Here is a 25,496-nt window from a genome sequence, read left to right as displayed (position 1 = left end):
GGGGGTGTTTTCATGGTTGACACGACATTGTGGAGAATTCTTTCGGAATGGAAGTCACCCAGATACAAGTGGGTGGACCTGACTCACGAACTGTCCCCGGAGACTCCCCACTGGTACGGCTTCCAGCCTCTCGGCGTCCGGAACCTGTTCGATTTCGACCAGGCCTCGATGAAGGTTTTCGAGTACACCGTTCCCGGCCAGTACGGGACGCATGTCGACGTTCCGTCGCATTTCGACCCGAACGGCCGGACGCAAAGCGAAATCCGGGTGGACGAGTTCGCCTACCCGCTCTGCGTCATCGACAAATCCGCGGAATGCGCGGCGAACAACGACTACGCGCTCACAATAGACAATGTTCGTGAATGGGAGAAGGCCTACGGCGTCATCCCGGAAGGCTCGTTCGTCGCCTTCCGTTCGGACTGGTACAAGCGCCCGGCCGCCGAGTTCGAAAACAAGGATGCGGACGGGTGCGCCCATTACCCCGGCTGGGATCTCGAAACCGTCAGGTGGCTCTGTGCGGAAAGGAAAATCGGGGCGATGGGGCACGAAACGCCGGACAGCGATCCCGCCTGTCGACAGGCGCAGACCGGCTTCGCCGCGGAGGACTACATCCTGAGACAGGACAAGATCCAGATCGAACTCCTGTGCAACCTTGACAGGGTTCCTCCGGTCGGCGCCGTGATCTTCTGTACCTTCCCGAAACTCAGGGGAGGGACCGGCTTCCCCGCCCGCTGCTTCGCCATCTGCCCGGCGGAATAACACCGGAATGACAACGCGAAAAGGGACGAACGTGAACCGCTCGTCCCTTTTTTCTGTTTTTCTACCACGGCGGATTGGCCGTTTTTTCGAGGAAAAACCGCTTGTGCCTTCGTGCTTCAAAGCATCTTGCCGGTGCGGTCCCTGACTGGTTCTGGTGCCGGAGGGGAGACTCGAACTCCCACAGGGTCGCCCCCGGCGGATTTTGAGCCCTTGGCATCGGCGCAAAACGCTTTAAACACTTGCAAACACTGGATTTTCACGTATTTCCCGTCTTCGTATTCCGAGCGGATTTTTTGTAAAAGTAATCCGAATGGATTACTGAAGATCATTTTAGCTCGCTGGGAGTATTCTTGTCAAGGTTTACATTCTCATAAATATGCAAGCGAAAGTTCGTTGCTTCTTGAATACTTCCTGCCGTTTCACTGCTGTCCAAAATATCCTTGAATCGAAAACGGCATCCGGAGTTTGCAACGGTTTGAAAGTCCGATTTGAACGGATTTGAAGCGGTACCCCAAAGCCTTTTGTCTCTTGACAAAAATCGGCCGTCCGAATCAACCCATATTCAGCAAGAGCCGTTCCGGCCTCGGAATCAACGGCGGCGTATCATACGGTTCGTCCGGCCAGGCCGCAGATCCCGGAAGGCTAAACAGCGGAAAAGACTCTGAAAGGATTTGACCGAAAAGACTTGATGCCTTTTTCGTCATGACGCCCCCGTTTTCCGGGATGTTGTTGCGTTGGCCGACATGATGATATCCCAGAATCCGGGGGCATTTCATGCACTCAAAAGGCTATTTTGGACAAAAGTGCTAAATTTTATTTTTTTCCTTTTCTACTCGACATAAAAAACACAAAAATCAAAATAGCAATTCCCAAGACAAATGTTATTGCAAAATAACCATAAACAATGCAATACATTACTTTAAGTGCTCCGTTTACTTCAATAAAAAATAGATTTTTTGCAACCATAAACCCTAATATTAAAACTACAAACGATGCGATCCAATGCCACTTTGAATTAAACGACTGCACCCACCATGAACGGTATTCCATTTGCTCGGCGTAACTATAAATTGCATAATTTTTGCGAGTGTTAGGATTTATAAGCAACATTGAACTAATTTGAGGTAATACATATCCTATAATTTTGAATGTAGAATCTGAATAAAGTTCATAAATGCCTTGTTCGTGCATTTTTGTATATTCTTCAGGAGTCATTCTATATCTGATTTTACACATAAAATCAACATGCCTACCAACATAATAAATATTAAAAGTCAAAATTATCAAAAGAACATAAAACAAGAACGTATATCTGCGCGTCTCCCTTTCCGCATTCATCAAAATCCCCCCTCGATATGTGATTACGCCGATTATTCCTGTTCCGGTATCCCGGTATCGCAGAGTCCTGCCGGGACCTTCATCAGAAAATAGTGTTCCTCCGGCGGGTACAATGTCGCGCGGGTAAGAACGAGCCGGTCTTTCGCGCGCGTCATCGCGACGTACAGGACGCGTCGCTCCTCTTCGACGTCATCGTCGTCGTTGCAGCTTTTCGAGTGGGGGAAAAGCCCCGGTTCGGCTCCGATGATGTAGCAGACATTCGCTTCGGTTCCTTTCGCGCTATGGACGGTGATCAGCGTCAGAACATCGTCTCCGGCGTTTTCGATCTGCGTCGTCGTGATCGGATCGAGCGTATAGCGTTCGAGAAAGCTCTCTATATCCGCATACCGTTCCGCGACCGTTGCGAGAAGTTCGAGATCACGTTTCCGCATTTCCCAGTTGTCGTAGACGCTCGACAAGACGCCTTCGAGTTTTTCTATCGCTGTTCTCATGGCTTTCGCGGGAGCGTCACGCAGCTTGCGGATGTCCGTCACGTTTTCCGCGATGCCGAGGTTGCGGGCGGACAACGGAATGTTCTCCGGCAGTACGCGGAGCGCTTCCTCGACATCCGCGGCTTTGCTGACCGCCTTGAACGCACGCGCAGCCCACTGCTCCCCGATTCCCTTCCAGAGCATCAGGTAGCGGAGCCATGCGAGTCGGTCCGTGTTCGAGACCGAGGCGCGCAGGAGGCTGAGAACGTCGCGGACATGCGCGGTTCTCGTGATGCTCATTCCTCCGACAAAGACATACGGAATCCCCGCCGCGATGAGTTCGGCCTCTATCGTGCGACTTCTCCATGCGGTGCGCGTCAGGATCATGATGTCTCCAAGCGCCGTTCCGCTCCCTCTGACGGACAGTACATCGCGGACGATCCATCGCGCTTCGTCGAATTCTCCGAAAAAGTCGAGGAGCTGCGGCGTCATGCCGTCGCCCCGGAAAGCGCGGAGTTGCCTGCCGTACCCCAGCGGAGAGGCGGAAAGCAGCCAGTTTGAAAGATCCAGGATCCGCTGCGTGGAGCGGTAGTTCGTTTTGAGCTTCAGGACTGTCCCTTCCGGGATTCGTTCCCTGAAAGAATGGACGTTTCTGAAGTCGGCCCCGCGGAAGGCGTAGATGCTCTGGGCGTCGTCTCCGACGCAGAAAAGGCGCGTCGGTTGTCGCATTCCCTCGAGGATCTTCCACTGGATGGGGTTCGTGTCCTGCATCTCGTCGACGAGAATGTGATCGTACAGGCCTTTCACGTACCGGGAGGCATCCGGCGAGCTGTGGATTTTCTCCGCAAAAAGACAGAGGATATCGTCGAAATCCAGATAATGGTATGTTCGTTTCAACTGCTCGTAGAGCGAGAAGATCATCATCGCCTTGTCCATAGATTCTTCGTCAAGCGCGGTGTATTTCTCGAGATACGTCTGAATTTCCCTGCCGGTGTTCCGCGCATAGGAAAGGATGTCCAAGAGTTCCCGAACCCGGGGGAAGCACACGGACGGTTTCTTTCCCGCTCCGAACACTTCTTCGAGTGACAGCCGGAAGAGGTTCTCGGCGTCGTCCCGGTCGATGACGGTCGCGGCGTCGAACGAAAACAGCCTCGCGGCGCGGCGCATGGCGATGAGGCAAAAGTGATGGAACGTTCCGGCCGTGATTCTGGAGCTTTCTTCGCCAACGACCGATTCGATGCGGTTACGCATCTCTTTCGCTGCCCGTCTCGTGAAGGTCATCAGGAGGATTCTCTGCGGAAGGACGCCGGAACGGATGAGATGAATCGCCCGCGCAATGATGGTTTTCGTCTTCCCCGTTCCGGCTCCCGCAAGGACAAGGATGTCGGAATCCGGGCAGGTCGCCGCCGCCATCTGTTGTTCGTTGAGCCCCGGATAGCTGAGCGAGGAAGTCGCGGAAGCCTTTGTGTCATGAGAGTCCATTACAGCATTCCCCCCTTGGGAAAGCATCGCTTCCACAGAATCTTCCCCGCTCTTTCCATATCGACTGTTTTCCTGAAGGATTATGAGGCGGCAGGCAGCACCCACGATTTGCCGATATCAGACATGTTGCCGTCTGTCGCCCTGGCGGGCTTGAGCATCAGCGTATTGTGCTTCATATCGCGAATGAGACGCAACGAAGGGCACATCTTCTCGATGAGTTCGAGATCCCTTTCAAGCTGTCTCATTGCGGTTTTTTTCACCTTGCCGCCTTCGTCATATCCCACCCCGTTGATGACGGCATGAAGAGGCGTCGGTTTTCCGAGTCTCATCTTGCTTTCGAGAAAGACGAAAAGGTTGTTGATCCGCACGAGTCTCGAAGACGAAATGTCCCTGCTCATCCACGATCACTCCTTTCATGAATATGCCCCTCGGCGCTTCGGCGACACGCCGATTTCGGCAACGACGATTCTCCGCTTGTCCCGCGTTCGGAGCATCCCCCAAGATACTTATGAAGGACATAATTCCCCCAAAACGAAACAATGTATCCTTTTTGCTTTTTGTCGAAATCGATGTCGAAATAAAAGTCTTTGTTGAGGCTTTCGATATCTTTTTTCATCCGCGCCTTCGCCGATTTAACGTTTCTGCCGTCCTCTCCATACCCCGCCATTCTGGCGAGTTCCTCCGAAGAAACCGGAAGGCGTCGTCGTTCGCAAACTTCCAAAGAACGCACAAGGTTGTTGAACCTTTCGACTCTGTCTGACGAATGTCCGTCCATACGAAATCACTCCTTCTTTTTTTCGCAATTACCCGTCACATACAAAAGTTACGGCCTTCGCTGGAGAGAAACGTATGGGAGACACACGGAACACAATGTCAACGCTATTTGCACATACCACGACGCAACAAAAAAAGGTCCTCCGCAGAAACAAAGATCCGATATTCCCGAAATCGGGACTAAAGAATTTTCGTTCAGTCAGAAGACCTTTAGCGCTTTTCTCTTTTTCTAAAAAATCATCACAAGGGATTGGGACCGCCGACGCGCATTCTTCGCAATAAAGAAGGCTAATGGGAGAGGAATTATACATCTTTTTTGCCGACTGTCAACAGAACTGTTGAACGCATGAGCAATAATAGCACAACACGGCGACATCTTACGTCGGTGCGGATGTCTCTTTTCGGACGTTCGAGCGTGGCCGGGAACGATCCTCCCGACTTCCGGCTCCCGCCCGCTTCCGGAACAACCTTCAACGGGAAGGTCCGTCCGAAAGCGTTGCGGAAGCCGGTTCCGCCCGGGTGAGAGCGATCAGCTCCCGGAAGCTGCGACCAGTCGCCCGCGAATATCCTCGAGATCGAAACGCGTCGCTTCGGGCAAAGCCATAAAGCGATCGGGGTGACACGTCAGGATCAGAATCTGAAGCTTCTGCGCCGCATCGTCGATGATCTCGAGAATCCTCTGGAATCTGAGGGGATCGGTCGCCATGAACGCGTCGTCCAACACGAGCAACTGCCGTTCGTCGTTCCCCACGGACGTCGCCAGCGCCAATCGGACCGCGAAGTGGAGCTGTTCCTTCTCTCCTCCCGAAAGCGAGTCGACGTCAACCGTCTTTTTGATCCCCCTGGGGAGAAAACCGGCGGGTTTCAGGGACTCCTCGAGGATCAGATCCCCGGAGGGACTTCCGACGATCCGGGAATAGATGCCGGAAGCCGTTTCCGTCGCCTTCCGCGTGACGGTCTCGGAGAGTTCCGACCTGCATTGACTGAAGGTATCACGAAGGAGCCGGATCGCCTCCGCCTCGAGCTGTTCTTTCCGGTGCTGTCTCTCGAGTTCCGCGAGACGCTCTTCGAGGACAGCGACCGTGCTGTACGCCCCTTTCGGGGAGATTCTGTCGAGGAGCGCGTTCTCGCGAATGAGATCTTCGTTCGCGGACGTGTGCTCTTCTTCTTTTCTCCGAAGAGCGTCGAGAAGCTTTTCGAGCTTCTTGACAGGGTTCCCGCCGTATTCTCCGAGCTTTGTCCGGTACGCCTCGGCTTTTTCGTTCGCGGAATCCCACGACATCAGAAGCTTCGTCAGGTCAGTCCGGCGTTGCTCGATCGTTTTCCCGTCGCCCTCGAGCTTCCCGAGGCGCTCCAGGGCTGACTTCAGATGCTTTTCTTCCGTCGTTTTCTGCTGGCGAGCGAGCAACAGCGCCGCGTTCTTCGCCGAAAGAGATTCATTCCCGGCTTCACGGCATTCTTCGGCTCTCCGCACTCTCTCGTCAGCGCCGGCCTTTCGTTCCGCCGCGTTGCACATACGCTCCTTCGCGTCGGGAACCTCTCGCTCCCATTCAGGGAAACTTGCGAGAATCCCGTCTTTGTCGCGGTTGAGACCATCCCGCCCGGCGACGAGTTCTTCAAGGGTATCGTTCCCCAGGATGCCGTTCAGTTCCGCCCGCTCGCGTTCGATATGCTGGTCGAGAGACGCCCCTTCTTCGAAGAGATCCTCGATATCCGACTTCTCGGATTTTCCGAAGGCCGACGTCAGCTTCCCGACGAGACGTTCCGCCTTCGCTACCTCTTCGCGGGCTTCCTCGACCGAATCGCACGGCCCGAATGCGCGGATGCTCCCGAACGACTCCACGTCGATGCGGACTTCCGGAGCGCCCTGCACTCGCGTGGCCTTTCCCGCCTCAAACGTGACACATTCCTTCTCGCCACCGGCCTCCACCCGGCCGGAACAGGAAACCGCCGGCTCGATCTCGAGCGTAATGAGCGATGATTCGAGGCGGACTGTCGCCTTCTCGAGATCCGAATACGCCTTGCGGATCTTCCGGATTCCCGCAAGGTCAGGGAACGCTCTTGAGGCCTTCTCGTTTTCATGTTTCGCGAGAAGCGTCCGGACGTCATTCGCGGCCCTGATCTTTCCTTCGAGGAGGTGGAGTTTCTCCCGCAATTCGACAAACCGACTCGCCTCGCCGGACTGTCGGAGCAATTCGTCCGCCTCCGTGCGTTCGTTGCGTGCGGCCTCAAGCTCCCGCGTCGCCAGATCCACCCGGGCGCGAACGTCCTCGAGTTCCGCCTCGAGCTTCGGCATCGACGCATCGAGTTCCGATAGACGCCGCTGCGCCGAGTCCCGCTCCTGCGTAGTTTCTTCGATTCTGTCGATCTCGGCTTTCAGGCGTCCGTATTCGGATTCCGCCGTCCTTGCGACGGATGTCCGCCTCTCCAGCTCGGCCGTCAGTTGCGTATATTCCGTCGCCTTCGCCTCGATTGCGGCGTGGTCTGAACGAAGGACGGCGATTTCGTTCCGCAACGTCGCAACCCTTTCCGAAAGCTCCTTCACCTTTTCGGAAACCGATTCGGCCTCGAGTAACTCGCGTTCGGAAACCCCGAGATCCTCCCTGGCTCTCTCGATCGAGCCGGACACGCCCGAATCCTTTCTTTTGCCCGTCGGCGTGAAATGGATCGCGTAGCGGTCGAGAAGCCGCGTTTCGACGCCCCTCGTCTGGTCGTCGATCACCTGCTCCGACAGCGATTGACGAATATCCGAGAGCAGGTCGCCGGAGAGGTCGCCGAGTTCGAGCCGCCCCTGCGGCGCCCAGAGGACCTGAAGAATCCCCCAGTGCTCCGGCCGCGACATGCCTCTCTTCGGAACGTCCCGCGTGAAGAGATTCCGGGTCATCGCATCCGCATGCGGCCCCTCGGCGAGTGGACTGTATTCTCCGTTCTCCATCCGCTCCAGGAGCGACTCCGGCTTGTCGAGGAACCCCTTTCTGACCCGGTACCGCACCTTTGCGACACTGAACTCGACCGTCACTCTCGGGGAAAGGTCACGCCCCCATGGGCGCAGCTTCTGAAAGTCCTCGCCTTTCGTCGTGTGATTGTCCATCAGGGCGCATCGCAACGCCTCGAAGAGCGTCGATTTTCCGGTCGCGTTCGGAGCGTACAAGATATTCACCCGATCGGAAAAGGGCCCGATCTCATTCTTCTCAAGAAGGCACCGCCAGTTTTCGACCGTAATGGAATGGAGAATCATGCTCTCGCCTCCTTAATGAGCGAATAGAGTTCAAGCAACGCTTTCGTCCTGACCCTGGAATCGACCGACTCCGTCCGAAGCCGTCTCCCGACCTCCCGCAAAACGCCCGGAGGAAGCTCCTCGATCCAGGAATCGTCTTCCGGGGCGGGGGCGAGCCCTCCGAAATCCGTTGCTCCCCAGAAGAATCTCGACGCGACGACACTTTCGATATCGTCGAGGCGCTCCCTTCCCTCCGGCGTGATGAAACCCGAGAGCTGAAGCTTCAGAAGCGTCGATTCGGCGTTTTCCATCTCCCGAATGCGCGAAAGGATGCTCTGCAGATCATCCGACCTCGAGATCCGTTCGTCGACCGTCACCCAGGAAAGAGCGCCCGTCCGCACCGGAGTCACCGACGGCGCAGCCCCTCTTCCGTCGATTTCGACAAGCGACACGTTCCCGCTGTCGCGCTCTCCGAACGACGTCGCTTCATGAGTTCCCGGATAGGCCATACGTCCGGCGCTTCCTTCCGCGCCGAACACCGCAAAAGAATGCCAGTGGCCGAGCGCAAGATAATCGAGACCGGAGCGCGCGGCGGCGTCCCGCGGAATGGGGTGGTCCCACTCTCCGATAGGCGCGCCCTCGACGGAACCGTGCGCAAGGCCTATGGCGATTCGTTCTTCGTCCTCCGCATGAATCCATGCGGTCGGGTCCTTCGCGGACTGCTTCTCCGCAAGCGGACAGGGGTAGAGGACTGCGCCCGGCAACGGATACGGCGCATTCTCCCTGAAGACGACGACGTTTTCCGCCGCCTGCCAGGAACGATCCTCCCACACCGATCCCGGAACGAGAGGATCATGGTTTCCCGGAATGATGAAAACCGGACAATGGGCTCGTTTCAAGATATCCACGACCTTCTGGATGAGGGCGCGGTCCACGCTGTTATCCTCGAAGAGATCACCCGTAATGAGGATAAAATCCGTCCGGTTCTCCTGCGCAATCTGGAGCGCCCTTTCAGCAGCCGAAAGGCGTTCTCCGCGGATACGCTCTCCCATCGCGCCGAATCCCGTGAGTTTCATTCCGATCTGCCAATCGGCCGTGTGAAGAAACCGCACCATTGAATCTCCTCCTCCTGTCCCTCGTATACGAAGATTGTATCGAACGCCGACGACCGGTTACGGAGTTCACCCGGACGAAATTCGGGGCAAATAGAAAAAGCGGGGCGATCGCGGCGTGAATCCCCGCGATCGCCCCGCTTCCGAGTCATTCCGACAAAAAAGTCTGAATTACTTCCGGATCAACGAGAAGAGAAGCGGCGCAGCCAGAAGGATGACGAACGGAGACGCTCCGACGGTGCATCCGCCGCCACCCGAACCTGCCGCGGAAGACGCGGCCCGTCCGAAGACGTAATCGGCGTTCACGCTCTTTCCGAGCACCCTTCCGCTCCGACGGGCGCTCGCGTTCTCATCGTCGAAAAGCGTGAAGTCGAACCGACTGTCCTGTCCCGAACCAAAGATCCTGATCCAGAAGGTCTTGCTCGTCACCTTCAGTCCGCCGTTCAAATCCGCCCGCGTCAGCGAGTAATTGTCGTTCAACAGGACATTGCCGGCGCCGTCCCGGATCGCGCCGCTATAGGCGAAATCCGTCACAACCTCATATCCGTCGGTATCCACGTACGACCCGATCGTGATGGTTCCGGAATCGTAGACATAGAGATTCCCCCAGGTCCCCTCACCGCGAACGTTCCACGATCCGCCGAGTGAAGGGATCCCGTTCCCGCCGGCGGAATCCGCAGAGACGGGAACCTCGTCGCAGAAGCCCGCAAACGATGATGTCGCAAGAAACACCAAGACAACCGCCGCGAAAGCAACAATTCGTTTCATTCATCGTTCCTCCTTTTCGTTTTCAACTCGTCGATTGACGACGACATGAAAAAAGGGCCTCCGGGAAAACCCCGGAAGCCCATTCCACAAAGCGCGGATAATAAAAACGCCCCAATCGGATCAGCTATCGTTCCGTTTATCTATGGCCTATCCCCTCCCCGACGGAATCCAGAACGAACACATTTCCGTCAAAATGTCCGAATCCTCTCCACCCCCTTTTGTCTGTCCAGAGATCGAACTCGTGCGTCGCAGGCGGCTTCGGATTCCCTTCCAGCGTCTTGAAATCAAGGCGCTTCACGTTGGCATCGCCGCTCCTTCCGGACTCCAGAAACCGGGCGAGATCGTCGAGGCGTTCGTTGAACTGTGACCGTCGCTCCATGTCGAAATCCTTCATCGTCTCTTCGGCGGCTTTCGTGAAACGGATTTTCGCGGACGACGACGGAAGAACCCTTTCAGCGTACAGATCAGGGCGAATCCGGCGCCAAAGCAAATCACCCCAGGGGGAAAAGACACATTCCTCTCCGGCGCAATACACCAACGTCTCGGGAAGCGACGCGCACTCCGCCCGCTTCACTCCGTCGCTCCAACCCAGACGCCGGAAGAGGTCGATATTGTCGCGAATCACCCTCTTCGTGCCATCGTCCAGGTCGAGCGGCAGGCGGGGAATCCGAAGAAGGGACTCCTCTCCCTCGAACACGTAGACGCTCTCGTCGGCGAAAAACATCCCAAGAGTCTGCAAAAACCCCTGCAAGACCTTGAAGCCGCCGACGAGATTGAAGACGACGCGATACTTCTGGTCACGATAGCCCCTGATCGTCTCGTCGCACCATCGCACGAGGCGGGACATCCCATCGCGGAACGAGTCCGCGTTCTTCGTATTCAGCCCTTCGACCGCTTGCGATTGCGCGCTTTGATTCTGCTTGAGCATCCAATCGACAAGAATCCCGGCCACGCATTCTCCCTGATAGGTGTCCGTATGCAGGAAGATATGGGTGTTCCGGTTCGCGTTCGAGAGCGTATTCCCGTAGTACGAGATCAATCCGTGAAGCTCCGCACTCACGCGTTTCACGTCCTCGGGCGAGGAGGAAAACAGCTTTTCACGGACACACCGCACCCGGTCGTCCACCTTCTGACGATCTTCCTCGCTATACTCCCGTTTGCCGTAATTCGCCGTCCTTCTGAGAAGATCCCTCATTTCCCCGTCCGCACCGTTCGTCAAAGAACTCGTCCCGCATGACGACACCATCACGAGTTGCTCCATTCCATCACGCTCCTTCCATCTCGATCACGACAACCACAACTGCAAGAATCCCCCTTTACGCCGCATATATTATGAAGGGGTCTGATCGGACCTTGAGAACGCACTCTTATTTTGAATGCCCCTGTCGCTCAACGATGACATGAAAGCCTCGGCGATTTCCATGAGCATACGCTCCTGCACCCTCTGGACGACCTCCTTCAGGGTGCTCTCACTTCGAGCGAGCGCCTTGGCGACGCGGCTGTGTCGTTCGACATGCTCGCTGACCCAATTCAGCGGGTCGCCGGCGTACGCGTCGCTCGAGCAGACAGCATCAACCAGGACGTCTTTGTAGTGCGTGTTTCCGATGATCGCGTCAAGGCAGCAATCCGCCGCCCAGAGGCCCCAATCATCGTCGATCGTGCACCTGGTGCAATCCGTCAGGAGCTTCCGCACCCAATCCGGGGCATCGGGGCGCAATCGGACGAAAAGTCGGCCTTCGTCGTTATTGTATCGCTCAAGAAACGAACTCACTTCTTTCGCACATTCATGAATTTCCTTCCATTCTTTCGATTCCCTGTCCATGTCAATTTCCATTTCCATTTCCTTGCCCATTCCCTTTTCCCCCTCTCCGTATCGTAGAGCCTTCATAACGCATGCAGTTTCCTCGGGAAGAAGCGCCTCCCCCGGCGAAACGGCGCACTCCCGCGCCTATGTTTCAGCCCCAACACGACTCGATCGAAAAATGAGCCTGACCCCCCGCATCACGCCGCGCTTCGTGTGTACTATGAAATGTTTTAGTGAATATATGTGTGTATTGCATGCAAGCGTTCTCCGACACGGCTTTACGCTCGAAAATTTCTTGATCACATTCGCCGTTGCTCCTTCCGCGGCACGTTAATGGCAAGGCCAACGGAAGCGTATTCGACGAATCAAAACAGCTCTCCTTGGACCGGAACGGCGTTCTTCTTGTGGTTTGCGTGTATCCGAATAAACTCTTCGGGCGAAGACATCGCCGCGTCGAAGAGCCCACGCACCACAAGCGCTTTGTAGAGGGCGGCGGACGCGGCCTGACAGTTTATGGATTTCTGCGGGTTGAACTCTATGTCCGAAAACCCGTCGTATTCCAGTATTTTCGCCGCCAAGATCGGATTTTGTCGCAACGCCGACACATAGAGCCAGTCGTAAAACACCGTCTGCGGATATAGCGGCCAATCCCGGTTGTCGCACCGGAATCCGATGAGCTGTCCCGATGCCCTCACCCTCTCATCCTTTTTCGCTTCCCTCGAATCCTTCAGGTAGATGTCCGTGAACGGACCGCCGTTTGAAAAGACCTTACTTCCCTGAAAAAGCGCCTCGACAGAGGCGATCACGTCATCTATCAGCTGTACCCGCAAATTGAACGCACTCAGCAGAACTCCGGTTTCGTCTTCCGACTTGCCGGATATTTCCAGAATCCTGCGTATGCTTTTCGTTTGCGCGGCAGCCTCGTGCAAGGAGCGAATCGACCTCTGTTTCTGGCTCTTCGACATCCCGGGATGCCAGACGAACTCGACCGGTATGGCCGTCACCAAAACCGGACCGCTCATACTTGGGATAAAGACAGGTCTTTGAGCCATAATCAAAAAGAAAAACAAGGTACATCGAATCCATTTTGATTCGACGGTTGCTTCAACGATCTCCAGCGCCAAGAATCGTAATCGCTTCGCATCTTAAACAGTTCAGAAATTGGTTCCACGATTACATTTTTGCAATTACGAATTAGTTGTTTGTCGGAATCACATTGCACAGCTATTTTATCTATATACTTTTTCGGAACTTCATTTCGAATCATCACTTCCGCCTGAGGATCAGTCGTAAACGAATCCGGGATGCATTTGCTCCGTTCTGCCTCCGTAAACATTCTCTCAAAAGCCTTGACGGAAGAATACCCGTCCTCCTGAAACTCCCGAACTCCGACACAAGCGGCATTGGTCGGAACAAATCTGCAATCCAGCTCCCAGAGCGCCTCTTTCCTGATTAACAGAACCGCCCACCCGGCAACATTTTTCTTGACGAACACTCTTTTCTTCCAGAACATCCCGCAATTCGGAAAGCTTACAGAGAACGAAATCCAGTCGAGCCCCCCGTCAAACCGTTGCTCATCCGTACAAATGAACGGTACGCCCGCAAGAGCGTTTCTGGAACGAAGACCGATCCTGAGGATGGATTCCACGTTTTCGATAGGCGTGAAATGCACCAGGTGACGTATCCCTCTGGCGTCGACGCGCGATCGCATCGGCTCTGAAAGTTTCCATCGCAGCTCTTCGGTAAGAATACGTCGTCGCCGCAACGCATCCTCGCGTTGGCGATCCTGAAGCGCTTCATAGAGACTGTTCTTTTCCGCCATACAGACTCCTCCTCCTCTTGTCCCCTTATTCATTCCTGAGTCCCATGCCGGCACGCGCACACAGCGATTTGAACCTTCACCTATTTATGGTGTCTTTCGGAGAAGATTCTCAATGCCGATACCATTCGATTTGAACACACCGGGGGAATAGTTTGGGCGAAGCTTCTGTTTCGTTCATGGATACAACGAAATCCATCGTCACAGCGCTGAGATATTTGTCGCAGACGAGAAACGGCGGAAAGGCAATGCGGTCTTTCCATTGGACAAGCGCGAGTTTCAACCCCGATACGGTTCGATTTGAACTAGCTATCAAATTGTGTTTAGTTATACAAAAGAGTTTCAACCCCGATACGGTTCGATTTGAACTCGCGTGGATCAGCAATCTCTGCCACTGTCACAAAGTTTCAACCCCGATACGGTTCGATTTGAACGCATGGGGCGGATGAGTCTCTTCCAGTCGTGCGGGGTTTCAACCCCGATACGGTTCGATTTGAACTTACAGGGGAGAACGAAAAAGAGTACCTTATTTTGTTTCAACCCCGATACGGTTCGATTTGAACTTCTGCTGGTTTTGACAACGCAAATCTGATCACCAGGGAGAGCCGAATTTTGACCACCGCGATCAATCTTCCACGCCTGCCGTTTTGAGTTGTATGTGGCTTCTCTTTCTTCCCTCCTTCAGCGTTTCCTTCAGCCTGTAGCTCTCCCACGCGCACTCGATGATGTACGCCTTGTGGGTCAGGCGGTCGAGCAAGGCCGCCGTCATGTTCGGGTCGCCGAAGACCTCCGTCCAGCTGCCGAATCCAAGGTTCGTCGTGACTATGACCGATCCGCGTTCGTGTCGTTCCGCGAAGACTTGGAACAGAAGCTCGCCTCCTTCCTTCGAAAAGGGGACGTATCCGAGTTCGTCCACTATCAGCAGGTCGTACCGGGTGTACTTCCCCAGTGTCCGGGCAAGGGTTTTCTCCCCCCGGCTCTCCAGAAGTTCGTTGACGAGGTTGCAGGCCGTCGTGAACCGCACCCGCATGTTCTTCCGACACGCTTCTATTCCCAGGGCGGTGGCGAGGTGCGTCTTCCCACAACCGCTCTTGCCCAGAAAGAGGACATTCCGATGCCGGGAGATGTAGTCTCCTGCGGCCAGTTCCCCGATGAGCCGCCTGTCAAGCTGCGGGGCCTCTTCGAAGGTGAATGTTTCCAGTGTTTTGACCAGGGGGAACCGGGCTTCCTTCAGCCTTCTCTTTTCCCTGTTCTCCGAACGGATCTGGAGTTCCACTTCCGTGAGGTCCAGAAGAAATTCTTCGTAGCTCGCGCCCCGTTCCTCGGCCTGGCGGAGGCGTTCTTCAAGGTGTCGGGCTGCGTTGCCGAGGGTGAGGCTCCTCAGGTTTTCATGAAGCTGCAGGAGGAGTCCCGCGTTCATTGTCCGGTCTCCAGAGCGGAATAGGCCGATACGTCCGCCGGAGGAAGCACGGTCCACCGCGCCGACTCGAGGGGACGGACAAAATCCTCCTGCCTCCCGGCCGTTTCAAGCAGGCAACGGATTCCGGCGGCGTTTCCCAGTCCGTTCTCCAGCGCTCGTTCCACCGCGTCTTCCACCTGCTTTTGCCCGTAATTTCTGGTGAGGAGCAGGACGTCGATGAATTCCTTGATCCCCCGGTTCTCTCCCCGACGTTCCTGAAACCGTTCCAGAAGGGTGTTCATGGATTCGCTCCACGTCTTTTTCCATTCCGTTAGCGGGCGGGCGTCCCGGAAGGCTCCGGGTCGTTCCCGGAGCAGCTCCAGATAGTGGTCCGCATCGAGGATCCAGTGGTTGTTTCCGTATTGTCGTCCGTGGACCGCGAGCCGGGTTTCTCCGCTGTAGACCGATATCGTGTCCACGGTGAGGATCGCCCTGAGCGGTCGCCCCGCGTAGGAGGCGGGGACGGAGTACCGGTTCTTGTCCACCATGACGGTGGCGTATTTGTCCGCTTTCACCGATACGGTCTGTTCGTTGCCGTAGGGGTAGCGGGGAAGCGGCATGAGGGTTTTCCTTTCCGCCTCGTGCAGTTCCCTCACGCTTCCTTCCCGGCCGGTGATCCTGTGGGAGCCGTAGGCGAGACATTCCTCCACAAGCCTGTCGTTGATGTCTTCCAGACTTTCTCCCTGGGGGAGGGGCACAAGGAAGTTCCTTCGGGCGAATCCCACGAGTCCTTCGACTCCGCCCTTTTCGTTTCCCCGTCCCGGCGAGCAGAAACGGCCGGTGAAGGTGTACCAGGAGCGAAACCGGACAAAGCTTTCCTGTTCTTTCCGCTCTTTTCCGAGGAGGACCTTCTTCACCGCCGCGGTCAGGTTGTCAAAGATCACTACGGGAAAGACTCCGCCGTAATAGAGGAATCCCCGGCTGAGCCCGTCGAATAAGGCCTGCTGTCGTTCGCAGGGGTAGAGCCGGACAAAGGGGTTTCCCGAGTACTTCGATCTCATGCAGAAGCATTTCACCCGCACAGCTTCTCCGCCGAGGATCACCGCGGCGGTTCCCCAGTCCGCCTCCGCTTCCCCTCTCGGTGACGGCTCCAGGGGGATGAATGCCTCGGAACAGTTCAAGCCGAGCGTTCTCTTGACCGCCGCAACGTGACGCCGCACCGTCGTTTCGCTTCCTGCAAACCCGCATTCGTTCACCAGACGGGTGTATATCCGCTTCGCCGTATGGCGCTGCTTCTTCGGACTTTCAAGGTCCCCTTCCAGCCATTTGTAAATGATCTCGTGATAGGGGCCGAGTACGGGATACGGCTGGGTCTTCCGTGCGGAGTATCCCGTAAATTCCCCCCGCAGAACTTTCTTCACCGTGTTTCGCGAATGCCCTGTCTCCCTGGCTATTTCGCTCACGTTCTTGCCGTAGACTCGCTGAGCCGTCCGTATGTATTCGTATTGATCCACATTGAGCATCCTTTCCCCTCCGGTTTCATCGTCGTGCTGTTCGTCCCCGCCGATGATATCCGGAGCAAGGGTCAGGTGGTCAATTTTCGGCTGTCGTTCGCCTCTAAAGTGGTCAGTTTTAGAGTACCCCTATCTGTCACAATAGAAGTCGCGTAACCGAGTGGTTTCAAGTATATTGAGAGGTGCTCGGGAGGTGCGATGGAAATGAAACGATACAGCCCTGAATTCAAGGAAGCCGTCATCCGGAAGATGATGCCGCCGGCGAACGTGCCGATCATGCGACTGGCGGAGGAGAGCGGTGTTTCCTACGTGACCCTTGCGAAATGGCGGGAAGAGGCGCGAAGCGGCGGCGAAGCCGCACCCGGAAACGGAGAGCAGCCCGAACGCTGGAGTTCCGAGGACAAGTTCCTGATCGTTCTGGAAACGCACCCGCTCAACGCGGCGGAACTCGGGGAATACTGCCGCAGCAAGGGGATCTTTCCCGAGGAGATAGAAGCATGGCGGGAGGCGTGCCTCCAGGCGAACCGGCGGGATCTCCTGAAGCGGCAGGAGATGCAAAAAGAGATCCGGAGCGAGAAGAAGCGGAGCAAGGCCCTCGAGAAAGAGCTGTTGCGAAAGGAGCGGGCGTTGGCGGAAACGGCGGCGCTCTTGACGCTGAGAAAAAAAGCGCAGGCGATCTGGGGGGAAGACGAGGCCGACTGATCAGCGCCCCTGATCGCCTGAAAGCAGTGGAACTGATCGACGAAGCCCATCGGGACGGAGCGAGGCTGCACATGGCGTGCCGCGAACTTGGAATCACCGTGCGCACCCGGCAGAGATGGCTCAGGAACAGGGAACCCCATAGGGTGAGGGAAGACGGCAGGAAAGGCGCGAAACGCAGGAAACCGACAAATGCGCTGAGCGACGACGAGAAGCGTAACGTGCTCGAAATCGCGGACAGTCCCGAATATGCGAGCAAACCGCCGGCCCAGATAGTGGCGGACCTCGCGGACAAAGGGCGCTGGGTGGCGTCCGAATCGACATTCTACAGGATACTGCAGGGAGCGAACCAGCAGCACCATCGGGGCAGATCGAGGAACCCCGGAAAACGGCCGTCCCCGTGTCACGCGGCAAGCGCGCCGAACCATGTATGGACCTGGGACATAACCCTTCTGGCGTCGCCGATTCGCGGGGCCTACTACTACCTCTACATGGTCGTGGACATCTTCAGCCGCTGCATCGTGGGCTGGGAGATCCACGAGGAAGAGAGCGGAGAATGCGCGAAGCGACTGATCCGGAAGGCATACATCAGAGAAGCGCTCTGGAAAAACGAAACCCCGCTGGTGCTCCACTCCGACAACGGAAGCCCCATGAAGGCGTCGACCTTCAGGGCTACACTGGAGAAACTCGGCATATCAAGGTCATACAGCAGGCCGAGGACAAGCGACGACAACGCGTACTCGGAATCGCTCTTCCGGACCCTGAAATACCGGCCCGAATACCCGCCCTGCGGATTTGAAAGCCTTGAAGGCGCAAGAGAGTGGACCTACGGATTCGTTCATTGGTACAACGAGATCCATCGTCACAGCGCCTTGAAATACGTGACGCCGGGACAGCGACACCGGGGAGAATCCGCGGCGATTCTTGAGGCGAGAAAACAGGTGCTTGAAGAAGCGAGGCGAAAAACCCCGGAACGATGGAACACCCGACCGGTGAGGAACCTTGAGGAAGACACAGTGGTATGGCTGAATCCTGAGAAGGATGAAAGAGCACGGGAAACTTTAACACCGGAAACGCGACATGTCGGTTGACAGACACCGGTACCAAAACCACCGAGTGGCGGAAGCATGGAGCGGAGGTCGTTGTTTCAACCCCGATACGGTTCGATTTGAACGCGCATTGACCGACTGGATGCTGCGTGCTGGATTTGTTTCAACCCCGATACGGTTCGATTTGAACTACGTTGTTTCTCTGGTATGGTTGCTACACGTGAGTTTCAACCCCGATACGGTTCGATTTGAACCTGTGCCCTCGAAAGTTCGTGGGAGTGGGAATTCGTTTCAACCCCGATACGGTTCGATTTGAACGTCCTGTGCCCTCGAAAGTTCGTGGGAGTGGGAATTCGTTTCAACCCCGATACGGTTCGATTTGAACAGTATACGAGGTTGCCGTCATAATCGGCAATCTCGGTTTCAACCCCGATACGGTTCGATTTGAACATAGGTTTCTGTCTATGGCCCCCGTAACAAGGGCGTTTCAACCCCGATACGGTTCGATTTGAACCTTCACTTCTGACTGACGGGTTGCCTCATGGAACAGTTTCAACCCCGATACGGTTCGATTTGAACATACCGCTTCCCACAGTACCACTGGATACCCAGTGGGTTTCAACCCCGATACGGTTCGATTTGAACGCGTTCGGGGGCATTCCCCGGACGTTTGAAGTGGTTTCAACCCCGATACGGTTCGATTTGAACACACCTGCCCCTTGCCTTCTGGGGCGGAGACGTTGTTTCAACCCCGATACGGTTCGATTTGAACGTTTATGTACGCAAGCATGGAGGTTTTAAAAGAGGTTTCAACCCCGATACGGTTCGATTTGAACTTTGTAGTCCGGAATGTCCGTGTACAGATGTACGTTTCAACCCCGATACGGTTCGATTTGAACCGCACCACAAGGAGGAATTGGTTATGCACGCAAGTGTTTCAACCCCGATACGGTTCGATTTGAACTACAAAAACCACTTTACAAACACGTTTTTAGTTTCAACCCCGATACGGTTCGATTTGAACCTTTCGGTTCGGCTGGCGCTTGGTGAATGGAAGGTGGTTTCAACCCCGATACGGTTCGATTTGAACGGTGGGAGGACGGGTGGGAGTTTTAGTTAGGGGGGGGTTTCAACCCCGATACGGTTCGATTTGAACCCACAAGGGAGAGATTGATTATGTACGCAAGTCTTGAGGGTTTCAACCCCGATACGGTTCGATTTGAACTCCCGGTGGAATGTAGAGCGAAAGAATCTATTCCGGTTTCAACCCCGATACGGTTCGATTTGAACGCGCGTGGCCTATCACTGATCTGAAAGGAGAGATAGTTTCAACCCCGATACGGTTCGATTTGAACCTATGCCGTAGCGTTGATCCTCGTGCGTTTGGAGAGTTTCAACCCCGATACGGTTCGATTTGAACGCTGGCGCTTGGTGAGTGGCGTATTCTGCACAATATGTTTCAACCCCGATACGGTTCGATTTGAACGAACGTGGTATCCAAGAAGGAAAAAAGGCGGATAGGTTTCAACCCCGATACGGTTCGATTTGAACCCCGTTCCCCCTAGTGGTGCCGTTTGCGTCACCTGTTTCAACCCCGATACGGTTCGATTTGAACAGAGAGAGTGCCGTCAAAGCAGCGCCCGCTAACGAGTTTCAACCCCGATACGGTTCGATTTGAACGCGGGATCAGGGGGGCTTCGGCTCCCCTTCTTTGTGTTTCAACCCCGATACGGTTCGATTTGAACTGCCGTGCATGGAGCTGGTCGAATACGTGTTGAGGTTTCAACCCCGATACGGTTCGATTTGAACATAGCAGAAGGAGGAATGAAAATGATCCTGAACCTGGTTTCAACCCCGATACGGTTCGATTTGAACGTAGAACGCCTGACTCAAGTGAGGCCGCTAGAAGCAGTTTCAACCCCGATACGGTTCGATTTGAACCCGTGAACCCGGTTGACAAAGAAGCACCGGAAGGTTTCAACCCCGATACGGTTCGATTTGAACCACGTTAGCCCCAATGTTGGGGGCTCCAGAGATGTTTCAACCCCGATACGGTTCGATTTGAACTTCCGAACGCGCATGACGTGCGTAAGGTCGAGGAGTTTCAACCCCGATACGGTTCGATTTGAACCGAGATGCGCATAGCTTGCGATAACCTTTGCCCCGTTTCAACCCCGATACGGTTCGATTTGAACATCGTATACGGCCTGTGTGCGCAGATCGTCCGGGATGTTTCAACCCCGATACGGTTCGATTTGAACTCTCAGCGAGCGCGACAAAGGATCTGCCGCCATGCGAAAGTTTCAACCCCGATACGGTTCGATTTGAACATTCGTTGTTAGAGGTGTTAGGGTGCAAATGTTCGGTTTCAACCCCGATACGGTTCGATTTGAACCTTGTTTTGTGCTTGTAGACTCCGTTGACGGTGTCTGTCAACCGACATGTCGCGTTTCCGGTGTTAAAGTTTCCCGTGCTCTTTCATCCTTCTCAGGATTCAGCCATACCACTGTGTCTTCCTCAAGGTTCCTCACCGGTCGGGTGTTCCATCGTTCCGGGGTTTTTCGCCTCGCTTCTTCAAGCACCTGTTTTCTCGCCTCAAGAATCGCCGCGGATTCTCCCCGGTGTCGCTGTCCCGGCGTCACGTATTTCAAGGCGCTGTGACGATGGATCTCGTTGTACCAATGAACGAATCCGTAGGTCCACTCTCTTGCGCCTTCAAGGCTTTCAAATCCGCAGGGCGGGTATTCGGGCCGGTATTTCAGGGTCCGGAAGAGCGATTCCGAGTACGCGTTGTCGTCGCTTGTCCTCGGCCTGCTGTATGACCTTGATATGCCGAGTTTCTCCAGTGTAGCCCTGAAGGTCGACGCCTTCATGGGGCTTCCGTTGTCGGAGTGGAGCACCAGCGGGGTTTCGTTTTTCCAGAGCGCTTCTCTGATGTATGCCTTCCGGATCAGTCGCTTCGCGCATTCTCCGCTCTCTTCCTCGTGGATCTCCCAGCCCACGATGCAGCGGCTGAAGATGTCCACGACCATGTAGAGGTAGTAGTAGGCCCCGCGAATCGGCGACGCCAGAAGGGTTATGTCCCAGGTCCATACATGGTTCGGCGCGCTTGCCGCGTGACACGGGGACGGCCGTTTTCCGGGGTTCCTCGATCTGCCCCGATGGTGCTGCTGGTTCGCTCCCTGCAGTATCCTGTAGAATGTCGATTCGGACGCCACCCAGCGCCCTTTGTCCGCGAGGTCCGCCACTATCTGGGCCGGCGGTTTGCTCGCATATTCGGGACTGTCCGCGATTTCGAGCACGTTACGCTTCTCGTCGTCGCTCAGCGCATTTGTCGGTTTCCTGCGTTTCGCGCCTTTCCTGCCGTCTTCCCTCACCCTATGGGGTTCCCTGTTCCTGAGCCATCTCTGCCGGGTGCGCACGGTGATTCCAAGTTCGCGGCACGCCATGTGCAGCCTCGCTCCGTCCCGATGGGCTTCGTCGATCAGTTCCACTGCTTTCAGGCGATCAGGGGCGCTGATCAGTCGGCCTCGTCTTCCCCCCAGATCGCCTGCGCTTTTTTTCTCAGCGTCAAGAGCGCCGCCGTTTCCGCCAACGCCCGCTCCTTTCGCAACAGCTCTTTCTCGAGGGCCTTGCTCCGCTTCTTCTCGCTCCGGATCTCTTTTTGCATCTCCTGCCGCTTCAGGAGATCCCGCCGGTTCGCCTGGAGGCACGCCTCCCGCCATGCTTCTATCTCCTCGGGAAAGATCCCCTTGCTGCGGCAGTATTCCCCGAGTTCCGCCGCGTTGAGCGGGTGCGTTTCCAGAACGATCAGGAACTTGTCCTCGGAACTCCAGCGTTCGGGCTGCTCTCCGTTTCCGGGTGCGGCTTCGCCGCCGCTTCGCGCCTCTTCCCGCCATTTCGCAAGGGTCACGTAGGAAACACCGCTCTCCTCCGCCAGTCGCATGATCGGCACGTTCGCCGGCGGCATCATCTTCCGGATGACGGCTTCCTTGAATTCAGGGCTGTATCGTTTCATTTCCATCGCACCTCCCGAGCACCTCTCAATATACTTGAAACCACTCGGTTACGCGACTTCTATTGTGACAGATAGGGTTGATGGAAAGTTTCAACCCCGATACGGTTCGATTTGAACAATGGGTCAAGGATTTGGAAATGCAAAATGCGGATTCGTTTCAACCCCGATACGGTTCGATTTGAACTCTCCAGATCCTCGTGAACGCGAACGCTCCGGCGTGGTTTCAACCCCGATACGGTTCGATTTGAACTTTTTCTATCTAGTGAAAGGAGAGTGCTTCAAAGTTTCAACCCCGATACGGTTCGATTTGAACATCAGAGTTGATGGCAATGGCGAGGTTCTTTGGTTGGTTTCAACCCCGATACGGTTCGATTTGAACTTTTCAAGGCGTTCGCCTACAACGCATCATTTGATGTTTCAACCCCGATACGGTTCGATTTGAACGTTCGGAAGGTTGAGGATACTATCCTCAACAAAGTAGTTGTTTCAACCCCGATACGGTTCGATTTGAACTTGGCACATTCCTTCACAAAGGGTACAGGGATATTTGTTTCAACCCCGATACGGTTCGATTTGAACGTGTTGTCCCGAACAATGTCTTTGAGGGCATCGTGTTTCAACCCCGATACGGTTCGATTTGAACGTGCCGGCTGGCTCTCTTTGAAGGGAGCCACAAAGTTTCAACCCCGATACGGTTCGATTTGAACTCAAGCACTGACTGCATGGATTCAAGTATCTTGGTTTCAACCCCGATACGGTTCGATTTGAACCAGTAAGCGGGAGCCGAGCAAGCTGTTCGGCGTCTTCGAGTTTCAACCCCGATACGGTTCGATTTGAACCGGATTCCTCGCACGCATCCTGTTCGTTCCGCACACGGTTTCAACCCCGATACGGTTCGATTTGAACACGTGGGATAGGGCCATACAGCGCGGCATGGACGCCTGTTTCAACCCCGATACGGTTCGATTTGAACCACAATGCAGGATCTTCATGAGATGTACGAGGCGCGTTTCAACCCCGATACGGTTCGATTTGAACGGGGCCCCCTACCTGATGGGGCCTCTTGAGTCGGCGGTTTCAACCCCGATACGGTTCGATTTGAACTCTACCAAGACGGGGAAGTCAATAAACTTTTCCTTGTTTCAACCCCGATACGGTTCGATTTGAACCTGTGAGGTGGCGGGGATCCCCCCGAATGGGCGAGTTTCAACCCCGATACGGTTCGATTTGAACAACGTGTACCCGACGCGAGCGGCAGCCCGCGACGTTTCAACCCCGATACGGTTCGATTTGAACATGTTACAGTAATTGAATCAATGATCGAAAAAAGTTTCAACCCCGATACGGTTCGATTTGAACTGCTGAGCAAGACCCTAAAGAGGACGGAAAATTTTAGTTTCAACCCCGATACGGTTCGATTTGAACAGTAAAAAAAGCGGATTCAATTCGTGGATGTGTAAGTTTCAACCCCGATACGGTTCGATTTGAACCAATGATATTATGTTTGGTGCTATGCCATATCATTTGGAGTTTCAACCCCGATACGGTTCGATTTGAACGTCGATTCTACGTATAATGGAATGCTTTTGTCAAAGAGTTTCAACCCCGATACGGTTCGATTTGAACGTTTGAAGCGCGGCCGAATCATTCCGCGCTTGCGGGTTTCAACCCCGATACGGTTCGATTTGAACATTGTAGCATGCAGAGTGTTCTGTTTCTGGATACCGAGTTTCAACCCCGATACGGTTCGATTTGAACCGAGAAAATGGTTCGATTAGTAATACTGTTATCAGTTTCAACCCCGATACGGTTCGATTTGAACTCGAGGATCGGCTGGTGTCTCGGATTTGCTCTGCTGTTTCAACCCCGATACGGTTCGATTTGAACTGGCACTTGTCTGAATTGTAGTTGTTTTTCTATACAGTTTCAACCCCGATACGGTTCGATTTGAACTGGAAAGCGACTTGCAAGGAAGCGGCAATCGAAGGTTTCAACCCCGATACGGTTCGATTTGAACTTGCGGAAATTCTTGCAGATACAAAGACGACGAAGAAGGTTTCAACCCCGATACGGTTCGATTTGAACGCAATATAACAAGGTGCTATTCCATGAGCTTCCAAAAAGTTTCAACCCCGATACGGTTCGATTTGAACGCTAAACGTGTAGGATTTTGTAGTGGCAATATGTTTCAACCCCGATACGGTTCGATTTGAACCAAAGAATCACAGGCGGCCAATGCCAACGCAATTCCGTCGGTTTCAACCCCGATACGGTTCGATTTGAACCGTGAAATTGGGCGAAATTGAGCGCAATTTATGTTTCAACCCCGATACGGTTCGATTTGAACGTTGGCAACAGTTCACAACTGGCGGTGTGGTAGAGCGTTTCAACCCCGATACGGTTCGATTTGAACGCGCCGGCTGAGGTTCAGATCACGCTGAGCAAGTTTCAACCCCGATACGGTTCGATTTGAACAATGAGCAGAAAAGAGTATGTTATTCGCGAGTTTTGTTTCAACCCCGATACGGTTCGATTTGAACCAAAAACAGCAGCCTTGGCGACCTTGGCGGCCTTGGGTTTCAACCCCGATACGGTTCGATTTGAACTGATAGTGATGGTGTTGAAATGAGCAGAAAAGAGTATGTTTCAACCCCGATACGGTTCGATTTGAACCGGGTCAAGCTTGAAACCTGCTACATGGAAGGTGGGTTTCAACCCCGATACGGTTCGATTTGAACCCGGAGGACAGCGACTTGGCAGAGTCGCAGAGGGGGGTTTCAACCCCGATACGGTTCGATTTGAACGAAAGGAACTGAAGATCCGGTCCTGCGTGCATGTTTCAACCCCGATACGGTTCGATTTGAACGAAGATGAGGGAGGAATTTAGAATGTTGCAGAGTTTCAACCCCGATACGGTTCGATTTGAACTTTGATCGAAAGTTTGATCAAATTCGACTTTTCTGTTTCAACCCCGATACGGTTCGATTTGAACGATAAAAAAGAGGAGGCGATTAAATGCAGACACCACGAGTTTCAACCCCGATACGGTTCGATTTGAACTTATCGATGACGACGGCATCGAACTTTCGCGCAAAGAGTTTCAACCCCGATACGGTTCGATTTGAACTGGGATAACACCAGTTAGCGAAGTATTGCCCAATGTTTCAACCCCGATACGGTTCGATTTGAACTGGCCAGGTGCGGTAGAAGATGGAATCGCATTTCTGCGTTTCAACCCCGATACGGTTCGATTTGAACTAGTGTATGGGGGGGG

Annotated in this window: 18 protein-coding genes and 3 CRISPR repeat arrays (1 of these 21 cut by a window edge); of the genes, 3 read left to right on the top strand and 15 right to left on the bottom strand. The window is 54.6% G+C overall.

Annotated elements, in window-relative coordinates:
- Positions 1-12 precede the first annotated feature (12 nt).
- On the top strand, positions 13-759 hold the full coding sequence (locus ACZ5IU_RS13135; protein WP_464418049.1) for a cyclase family protein: 747 nt from the start codon (positions 13-15) through the stop codon (positions 757-759).
- A gap of 813 nt (positions 760-1,572) precedes the next feature.
- Here the strand turns inward: ACZ5IU_RS13135 and ACZ5IU_RS13130 are convergent.
- The 13 genes from ACZ5IU_RS13130 to istA form a co-directional block, all read right to left on the bottom strand.
- Positions 1,573-2,097 (bottom strand): hypothetical protein, encoded by a 525-nt coding sequence (locus tag ACZ5IU_RS13130; RefSeq protein WP_464418047.1) that lies wholly within the window; start codon positions 2,095-2,097, stop codon positions 1,573-1,575.
- A gap of 32 nt (positions 2,098-2,129) precedes the next feature.
- The gene (locus tag ACZ5IU_RS13125; RefSeq protein WP_464418045.1) at positions 2,130-4,049 is read right to left on the bottom strand and encodes an ATP-dependent helicase; all 1,920 of its coding nucleotides are present in this window, start codon (positions 4,047-4,049) and stop codon (positions 2,130-2,132) included.
- An 80-nt stretch (positions 4,050-4,129) separates the two neighbouring features.
- Positions 4,130-4,447 (bottom strand): hypothetical protein, encoded by a 318-nt coding sequence (locus ACZ5IU_RS13120; RefSeq protein WP_464418043.1) that lies wholly within the window; start codon positions 4,445-4,447, stop codon positions 4,130-4,132.
- On the bottom strand, positions 4,444-4,824 hold the full coding sequence (locus ACZ5IU_RS13115; RefSeq protein ID WP_464418041.1) for a hypothetical protein: 381 nt from the start codon (positions 4,822-4,824) through the stop codon (positions 4,444-4,446). The genes ACZ5IU_RS13120 and ACZ5IU_RS13115 overlap by 4 nt, the downstream gene beginning before the upstream one ends.
- 528 nt (positions 4,825-5,352) lie before the next feature.
- On the bottom strand, positions 5,353-8,061 hold the full coding sequence (locus tag ACZ5IU_RS13110) for an AAA family ATPase (protein WP_464418039.1): 2,709 nt from the start codon (positions 8,059-8,061) through the stop codon (positions 5,353-5,355).
- Positions 8,058-9,155 carry a metallophosphoesterase family protein gene (locus ACZ5IU_RS13105; protein ID WP_464418037.1) on the bottom strand — a complete coding sequence of 366 codons (1,098 nt, stop codon included), beginning with the start codon at positions 9,153-9,155 and terminating at the stop codon, positions 8,058-8,060. The genes ACZ5IU_RS13110 and ACZ5IU_RS13105 overlap by 4 nt, the downstream gene beginning before the upstream one ends.
- 168 nt (positions 9,156-9,323) lie before the next feature.
- A complete protein-coding gene (locus ACZ5IU_RS13100; protein ID WP_464418035.1) occupies positions 9,324-9,920 on the bottom strand; it encodes a hypothetical protein in 597 nt (198 codons plus the stop codon).
- A 136-nt stretch (positions 9,921-10,056) separates the two neighbouring features.
- Positions 10,057-11,181 carry a putative CRISPR-associated protein gene (locus ACZ5IU_RS13095; RefSeq protein ID WP_464418033.1) on the bottom strand — a complete coding sequence of 375 codons (1,125 nt, stop codon included), beginning with the start codon at positions 11,179-11,181 and terminating at the stop codon, positions 10,057-10,059.
- Between the two features lie 69 nt (positions 11,182-11,250).
- Positions 11,251-11,772, bottom strand: coding sequence for a hypothetical protein (locus ACZ5IU_RS13090; protein ID WP_464418031.1), 522 nt, complete (start codon positions 11,770-11,772; stop codon positions 11,251-11,253).
- 317 nt (positions 11,773-12,089) lie between these two features.
- Positions 12,090-12,728 (bottom strand): DarT1-associated NADAR antitoxin family protein, encoded by a 639-nt coding sequence (locus ACZ5IU_RS13085; RefSeq protein ID WP_464418029.1) that lies wholly within the window; start codon positions 12,726-12,728, stop codon positions 12,090-12,092.
- A gap of 50 nt (positions 12,729-12,778) precedes the next feature.
- Positions 12,779-13,546, bottom strand: coding sequence for a DarT ssDNA thymidine ADP-ribosyltransferase family protein (locus ACZ5IU_RS13080; RefSeq protein ID WP_464418027.1), 768 nt, complete (start codon positions 13,544-13,546; stop codon positions 12,779-12,781).
- A 273-nt stretch (positions 13,547-13,819) separates the two neighbouring features.
- Positions 13,820-14,106: direct repeats of the CRISPR family, unit length 30 nt; unit sequence GTTTCAACCCCGATACGGTTCGATTTGAAC.
- A gap of 62 nt (positions 14,107-14,168) precedes the next feature.
- A complete protein-coding gene (gene istB / locus ACZ5IU_RS13075) occupies positions 14,169-14,963 on the bottom strand; it encodes an IS21-like element helper ATPase IstB (RefSeq protein WP_464418025.1) in 795 nt (264 codons plus the stop codon).
- Positions 14,960-16,465, bottom strand: coding sequence for an IS21 family transposase (gene istA / locus ACZ5IU_RS13070; protein WP_464418023.1), 1,506 nt, complete (start codon positions 16,463-16,465; stop codon positions 14,960-14,962). The genes istB and istA overlap by 4 nt, the downstream gene beginning before the upstream one ends.
- A gap of 195 nt (positions 16,466-16,660) precedes the next feature.
- Here istA and ACZ5IU_RS13065 point away from each other — a divergent pair, with 195 nt between their 5' ends.
- Positions 16,661-17,158, top strand: coding sequence for a transposase (locus tag ACZ5IU_RS13065; protein WP_464418019.1), 498 nt, complete (start codon positions 16,661-16,663; stop codon positions 17,156-17,158).
- Positions 17,159-17,184: 26 nt separating this feature from the next.
- Positions 17,185-18,246: an IS3 family transposase gene (locus tag ACZ5IU_RS13060; protein WP_464418021.1), complete on the top strand. Its 1,062-nt coding sequence runs from the start codon at positions 17,185-17,187 to the stop codon at positions 18,244-18,246.
- Between the two features lie 53 nt (positions 18,247-18,299).
- Positions 18,300-20,599: direct repeats of the CRISPR family, unit length 30 nt; unit sequence GTTTCAACCCCGATACGGTTCGATTTGAAC.
- A gap of 37 nt (positions 20,600-20,636) precedes the next feature.
- Here ACZ5IU_RS13060 and ACZ5IU_RS13055 read toward each other — a convergent pair.
- Together ACZ5IU_RS13055 and ACZ5IU_RS13050 are read right to left on the bottom strand one after the other, a co-directional pair.
- Positions 20,637-21,698, bottom strand: a complete 1,062-nt coding sequence (locus ACZ5IU_RS13055; RefSeq protein ID WP_464418021.1) for an IS3 family transposase — start codon at positions 21,696-21,698, stop codon at positions 20,637-20,639.
- 26 nt (positions 21,699-21,724) lie between these two features.
- Positions 21,725-22,222 carry a transposase gene (locus ACZ5IU_RS13050; protein ID WP_464418019.1) on the bottom strand — a complete coding sequence of 166 codons (498 nt, stop codon included), beginning with the start codon at positions 22,220-22,222 and terminating at the stop codon, positions 21,725-21,727.
- Between the two features lie 87 nt (positions 22,223-22,309).
- Positions 22,310-25,496: a CRISPR direct-repeat array (repeat unit 30 nt; unit sequence GTTTCAACCCCGATACGGTTCGATTTGAAC); it runs 967 nt beyond the window's last position.

The sequence above is a fragment of the Lactivibrio alcoholicus genome (assembly GCF_055390895.1).
This window is presented reverse-complemented; position numbering and strand designations above follow the sequence as displayed.